This is a genomic window from Saccharopolyspora sp. (assembly GCF_017434145.1).
Taxonomy (GTDB): domain Bacteria; phylum Actinomycetota; class Actinomycetes; order Mycobacteriales; family Pseudonocardiaceae; genus Saccharopolyspora_C; species Saccharopolyspora_C galaxeae.
Genome location: NZ_JAFRFW010000973.1, coordinates 1 through 5,990, shown reverse-complemented (window position 1 = coordinate 5,990; position 5,990 = coordinate 1). Strand labels below are relative to the sequence as shown.

The 5,990-nt window shown below is 70.8% G+C and carries 5 protein-coding genes, 1 tRNA gene and 1 pseudogene; 4 read left to right on the top strand and 3 right to left on the bottom strand.

Annotation, left to right across the window (positions count from 1 at the left end):
- Both IJH84_RS26400 and IJH84_RS26395 read right to left on the bottom strand, forming a co-directional pair.
- Nucleotides 1-210 (bottom strand): hypothetical protein (locus tag IJH84_RS26400; protein ID WP_295150241.1); only part of this gene is annotated, 210 nt, incomplete at its 3' end.
- A gap of 76 nt (nucleotides 211-286) precedes the next feature.
- Nucleotides 287-357: transfer RNA gene (locus IJH84_RS26395), tRNA-Gln, on the bottom strand.
- A 333-nt stretch (nucleotides 358-690) separates the two neighbouring features.
- On the opposite strand from IJH84_RS26395, the gene IJH84_RS26390 reads away from it, so the two are divergent.
- From IJH84_RS26390 to IJH84_RS26380, 3 genes are all read left to right on the top strand, one after another.
- On the top strand, nucleotides 691-1,656 hold the full coding sequence (locus tag IJH84_RS26390; protein WP_295150238.1) for an acyl-CoA desaturase: 966 nt from the start codon (nucleotides 691-693) through the stop codon (nucleotides 1,654-1,656).
- Nucleotides 1,657-1,828: 172 nt separating this feature from the next.
- Nucleotides 1,829-2,425 carry a TetR/AcrR family transcriptional regulator gene (locus tag IJH84_RS26385; RefSeq protein WP_295150243.1) on the top strand — a complete coding sequence of 199 codons (597 nt, stop codon included), beginning with the start codon at nucleotides 1,829-1,831 and terminating at the stop codon, nucleotides 2,423-2,425.
- A 142-nt stretch (nucleotides 2,426-2,567) separates the two neighbouring features.
- Nucleotides 2,568-3,170: a Uma2 family endonuclease gene (locus IJH84_RS26380; protein WP_200069260.1), complete on the top strand. Its 603-nt coding sequence runs from the start codon at nucleotides 2,568-2,570 to the stop codon at nucleotides 3,168-3,170.
- Here the strand turns inward: IJH84_RS26380 and IJH84_RS26375 are convergent.
- Entirely contained in the window at nucleotides 3,162-4,343 is a 1,182-nt protein-coding gene (locus IJH84_RS26375; protein WP_295150233.1) for a PQQ-dependent sugar dehydrogenase, read from the bottom strand. The two genes, IJH84_RS26380 and IJH84_RS26375, sit on opposite strands and share 9 nt — an antisense overlap.
- Nucleotides 4,344-4,694: 351 nt before the next feature.
- Here IJH84_RS26375 and IJH84_RS26370 point away from each other — a divergent pair.
- A pseudogene (locus IJH84_RS26370) lies at nucleotides 4,695-5,990 on the top strand (transcription-repair coupling factor); the annotation flags it as partial.

Genomic DNA, 5,990 nt, shown 5'->3' with positions numbered 1-5,990 from the left:
GATCTCGCGGATGGTGCCGCGCTGCCCGAGTGCGTCGCTGTTCTGCCCGACGGCGCTCAGTTCGCGCGCGCGACCCACCAACCACGCGTCGCTGACTTCGCTCAGCGCGGTTGTCGCGTCGTCGCGCACGTCCGTCGCGTCCTCGTGCAGCGGCGCACACCCCCTGCTGGGAATCAGCCCGGCCGGGGCCGGGAGGTCGGCGATCGTCACGGCTGCGCCGGGCATCGCGCACCCGGCAGGACCGGCAACCGTCTTACCGGCCCGGCCGCACCGCCTGCGACCGCTGCTCCGCCGCCAGGACTCGAACCTGGACCATCAGAACCAAAATCTGAGGTGCTGCCTTTACACCACGGCGGATCGGTCGGTGGGCGGTCCCGCTCGCGAGCCCGCCGCTTCGGCCGGCCTGCGCACGGACCGGTTCGGCGGCAGAGCTTACCGGCACGCCTGCAGGCCGTGTCAGCCCAGTCGACATGGTGGCACGTTCGTCCAGCGCGCCTGCCCGGCAGATCAATTCCGGACACGCCCGAGCTGGTGCGACACGCCGCAATATCATCGCCGGGGGGTGACGATCGTGCATCCACGAACTTACGCTGCCGTAGGTTACGGTCCCGTAGGATTCGGGGTCGACGGCCGCGCACCCGGCGCAGGCAGACCGTCCTTCCCACCACCTGACCAGTTGAGGTAGTGAGCATGACAGCAGCAACGAGCGTTGCGCCCGAGGCGCCCAGCGCCGACACCGGACCGACACCGCTGACCGCGGGCGATCGGCCGAGAGTCGCACAGGTCTTCGTGTACCTGTTCGTCACCGTGCCGACGCTGGCCGTGATCGCTGCCGTGCCGTTCGCCTGGGGCTGGGGGCTGGGCTGGGTCGACGTGGGGCTCGCCGCGGTCTTCTACGTGATCAGCGGGCTCGGGGTCACCGTCGGCTTCCACCGGCACTTCACGCACGGCTCGTTCAAGGCCAAGCGCGGGCTGCGCGCTGCGCTGGCGATCGCGGGCATGACCTCGCTGCAGGGCCCGGTGATCACCTGGGTCGCCGACCACCGCAGGCACCACGCCTACTCGGACCGGGACGGCGATCCGCATTCGCCGTGGCGGTTCGGCAGCTCGCCCGCGGCGCTGGCCAAGGGCTTCTGGTACGCGCACATGGGCTGGTTGTTCGAGCGCGCGTTCACCAACGAGGACCGGTTCGCCCCGGACCTGCGCAAGGACTCCGCGCTGGTGCGGCTCAACAGCCTGTTCGTGCTGTGGACGGCGCTGAGCCTGGTGCTGCCCGCGGTGCTCGGCGGGCTGCTGACCTGGTCCTGGTGGGGCGCGCTGACCGCGTTCTTCTGGGCCGGTCTGGTGCGGGTCGCGCTGCTGCACCACATCACGTGGTCGGTGAACTCGATCTGCCACATGATCGGCGAGCGGCCGTTCAAGAGCCGGGACAAGGCGGCGAACTTCTGGCCGCTGGCGATCGTGTCGTTCGGTGAGTCCTGGCACAACTCGCACCACGCCGATCCGACCTGCGCCCGGCACGGGGTGCTGCGCGGGCAGCTGGACATCTCGGCGCGGACGATCTGGGCGTTCGAGAAGCTGGGCTGGGCGTGGAAGGTGCGCTGGCCGAACGAGAAGCGGCTGGCCCGGATCGCGGTCACCGAGCACAAGGGCTGAACCGGGCGGCACGACCGGAACGCAGCGGGCGGCGCGAACTCGGCACGCGTCCGGGGAGGTCCGCATCGTGCCCGGCAGTGGCGGCTAGGGTTGCCGCGTGGCGGGACGGCGGAAGCGGAACTCCCCGGACTCGGAGACCAGACGCCGTTCGGCGCGCACGGCCCGGGTCCGGATGACCGGTGAGGAACGGCGCCAGCAACTGCTCGACGTGGCGCGGGCCCTGTTCGCGGAGAAGGGGTTCGAGGCGGCCTCCATCGAGGAGATCGCGCACCGGGCCGGGGTCTCCAAGCCGGTCGTCTACGAGCACTTCGGCGGCAAGGAAGGCGTCTACGCGGTCGTGGTGGACCGCGAGATGCGCAACCTGCTGGACCTGGTCGTCTCCGCGCTGTCCGCCGGTCACCCCCGTGCGCTGCTGGAACAGGCGGCCACGGCGGTGCTGGAGTACATCGACAACTCCACCGACGGGTTCCGCATCCTGGTGCGCGACTCGCCGGTGGCCAGCACGACGGGCACCTTCTCGTCGCTGCTCAACGACATCGCCAGCCAGGTCGAGCACATCCTCGGGCTGCAGTTCAGCGCGAAGGGCTACGACGCGAAGCTGGCGCCGCTCTACAGCCAGGCGCTGGTGGGCATGGTCGCGCGGACCGGCCAGTGGTGGCTGGAGGTGCTGACGCCGAAGAAGGAAGAGGTCGCCGCGCACCTGGTCAACATGGCCTGGAACGGGCTATCCCACCTGGAGCACAAGCCCAAGCTGGGCAACTGGCGGTGAATCCTCCCCGAGTGAACGGTCCGCTGGACCGACCGGGCGCACGGTCCGTTCACTTCCGGAACTTCGCTTTACGACTGGGCAATAATGGGACGAGAGGTCCGCTGAAACTGAGGTGATCACGGTGTGCGATGATCTGAACACTATGAGTAGTGCACTCGCGTACACCGGCGGTCCGCCTTACGCGCTGGCCGATTGGGAGTCGCTCGACGAGGACCCGGGCGGCAACCGGGTGGAGCTGATTGGCGGACATTTCAAGGTGACTCCTGCGCCCAGCTACGCCCATCAGGCGATCAGTGACGAACTCCGGCTGCTCCTGCGGCAGGCGTTGCGCCGCGAGGAACGTTCGGACCTCGTGGCGGTGAGCGCGTTGGGAATCAGCGTCGTCGAGGGCATGGGGTTCGTTCCGGACATCAGCGTTGTTCCCGCGCAGAGCGACGGCACGATCAAGGTGGCGGCGTCCGAAGTGCTGCTCGCGGTGGAAGTCGTCTCGCCGCGGACGCGCAAGGACGACCGCATGGTCAAGCCCGAGGCGTACGCGCAGGCCGGAGTTCCGTTCTACTGGCGGGTCGAGCCGATGCCCGGGGCGCCGCCCGCGATCTTCTGTTTTCAGCTCGACAAGGGAGAGTACGCCGAGTCCGCAGTGGTGGAGTCCGGTCGGCCCGCCACGGTCAAGGCCGCTCCGGTGGACGTCGATCTCGACGTCGACGTGCTGTACGAGCAGATCTTCGGTGCCTGGTCACGTTGACGAGATGCGCAGCACCTGGTCGTTCTCGCCGTTGGACGTCGTGACATAGAGGGCACCGTCAGGGCCTTGGCGTGCGGCGCGGAGACGGCCGTGCGTGCCGTCGAGCTCCGATGGGATCAGGACTTCCTGCACTGCGCCGTTGGGTTCCAGCCGGTACAGCAGCAGCTTCGAGCCCTTGAGCGCGGGCACTGCGAGCATCCCGTCGAGCTCGCCCCACTGCGGGCCGGTGAGGAACGTGGCTCCGGATACCGCCTCGGTCGCGTCGCCGGACGACCACACCGCGGGTACCGCGTCCGGGAACCGCCGCAGGTCGGTCATCGGCACCGACTCGTCGTAGGAGTCCGAGCTGCCGCCGCGCGACGGGTCCCAGCCGTAGTTCCGGCCCGGGACCAGCACGTTGAGCTCGTCGTCGCGATCCGGACCGTGCTCGGCGACGACCACCTGACCACCAGGGCGCGGCGCGATGCCTTGCGCGTTCCGGTGCCCGTAGGTGTAGATCAGCCGCTCGGCCGGGTCCGGCGAGTTCGCGAACGGGTTGTCCGGCAGCGGTTCTCCGGTGCGCAAGTCCATTCGCAGCACCTTCCCGCCCAGGCCGCTGCGGTCCTGCGCGGCTCCGGGGTCCGCGGCATCACCGGTGGTCACCAGCAGCGAACCGTCCTCGGCCAGCGCGGGGCGGCAACCGGAGTGCCTGCCGCCCTGGTTCACCGGCAGCCCGGTGAGCAGCGGCGGCCCGACCCGCTGCGCGCTGCTGCCGTCTTCGGAGAGCCGCCAGTTGATCAGCCGGACGTCCACCGGCCGCCCGTTCTCCTGGTACGTCTGGCACGTCAGGAACTGCCGCGTGCTGGCGAAATCCGGATGCACCAGCAGGCCCATCAGCCCGCCCTCGCCGCGCGCGAACACGTCGGAGAAGTCGGCCCGCACCGGCCGGACCTGCGCTCCCGGGCGGTTGCCGGTGAGCAGTCCGAGCTTGCCGGAGCGCTGCGGGATCAGTGCGGTGCCATCCGGCAGGAAGCCGATGTCCCAAGGGTGCGTCAGCCCGCCCGCGACCACTTCGACGCCGAGCGCGGCCGGTTCCGGCGCCCTCGCGGCGGCCTCCGATGGCGTGCCGTCCGGAGCGCTGCACGCAGCGAGCAGCAGGGTCACGGCGAAAGCGGCGAACCGGACTGTGCGCATGGTCACAGTATGTCAGCAAGGCATAGCCGCCGGTCCAGCAAGCGACAGCCGCAGGTCCAGCGAACGGGAGCCATCGATCCGGGGCGGCCCAGAAGCGTCGGTGCGGAGTCGTAGGCTGGACGGTGACTCCCGCCGCCCGGACCTCCCGGGACGTGCCCGATTCCCGGACGAGATCAGCACGGTTCCCGGAGCTACCGGCCCCCGGTGGTGCCGCCCCGGATCACCGATCCACGCCGGGTGCGGCCGCACGACTCGGCCAGCAACCGGGTACGCCGATGGGCCGGAGGCAAAGTCGTTCCCGGGGACGGGTCTGTGCGCGTTTCCGGTGATTCTCGGTGCGAGGGATGCTCCATGACCCAGGCTGGTCCTGCCACGGCTACGGAAGCGGCGCCGGCCGCCGCGCTGCGCGGGCTGCTCGGTCCGCTGCTGGACGATGCCGCTTTCCAGCGGCTGATCGAGTCCGCGGGCAGTCCGCACGTGGTGCTGGAAGGTCCCGTGGCGGCCCGTCCGCTCACCGCCGCTGCGCTGGCCGAAGGAGCCTCGGCGCCGGTGCTGCTGGTCACCGCGACCGGCCGGGAAGCCGAGGAGACCGCGACAGCGGTCGGTGACCTGATCGGCGCCGACGGCGTCGCGGTCTTCCCGTCGTGGGAGACGCTGCCGCACGAGCGGCTCTCCCCGCGTGCGGACACCGTGGGCCGCAGGCTGGCGGTGCTGCGCAGGCTCGCGCATCCCGAGGAGCACGCCGAAGGCCCGGTCCGGGTGCTGGTCTCGACGGTGCGCAGCCTGATCCAGCCGATCGCGCCCGGCCTCGGCGAGCTGCCCCCGGTGCGGCTCGAACTGGAGCAGGAGCACGACTTCGAGGAGCTGGTGCAGCGGCTGACCGGCCTGGCCTACACCCGGGTCGACATGGTGGAGAAGCGCGGCGAGTTCGCCGTGCGCGGCGGCATCGTCGACGTGTTCCCGCCCACCGAGGAACACCCGCTGCGCGTGGAGTTCTGGGGCGACGAGGTCACCGAGATCCGCCCGTTCTCCGTCGCCGACCAGCGTTCGCTGCCGGAAGCCACCGACACCGACCTGTACGCGCCCGCCTGCCGCGAGCTGTTGATCACCGATCAGGTCGCCGAGCGCGCCGGGAAGCTCGCCGAGCAGCACTCCGCCGACGGGCACCTCTCCGAGATGCTCGGCAAGATCGCCGGCGGCGCCGCGGTGGAGGGCATGGAGGCGTTGATCCCCGCGCTGTGCGACGGAGAGATGCGGCTGCTGACCGACCTCGTCCCAGCGGGTACGCACGTGGTGCTGGCCGATCCGGAGAAGGTGCGGGCGCGCGCGGCGGACCTGGTGCGCACCGGCCAGGAGTTCCTGGAGGCGTCCTGGATGGTCGCCGCCGACGGCGGCCGCGCCCCGATCGACCTGGGGGCCTCGGCCTACCGCGGGTTGAGCGACGTCGCCGAGCACACCCGCGAGCTCGGACTGCCGTGGTGGACGTTGACGCAGCTGTCCGGCGACGGCGAGCAAGGCGCGCTGCAGCTGCCGCTGAAGCAGGTCGAGGCGTACCGCGGCGAGGTCGAGCGCGCGTACGCGGACCTGCGCGCGCACACGGCTTCCGGAGGCGCGGCCGTGCTGGTCGTCCCCGGGCAGGGCACGGCG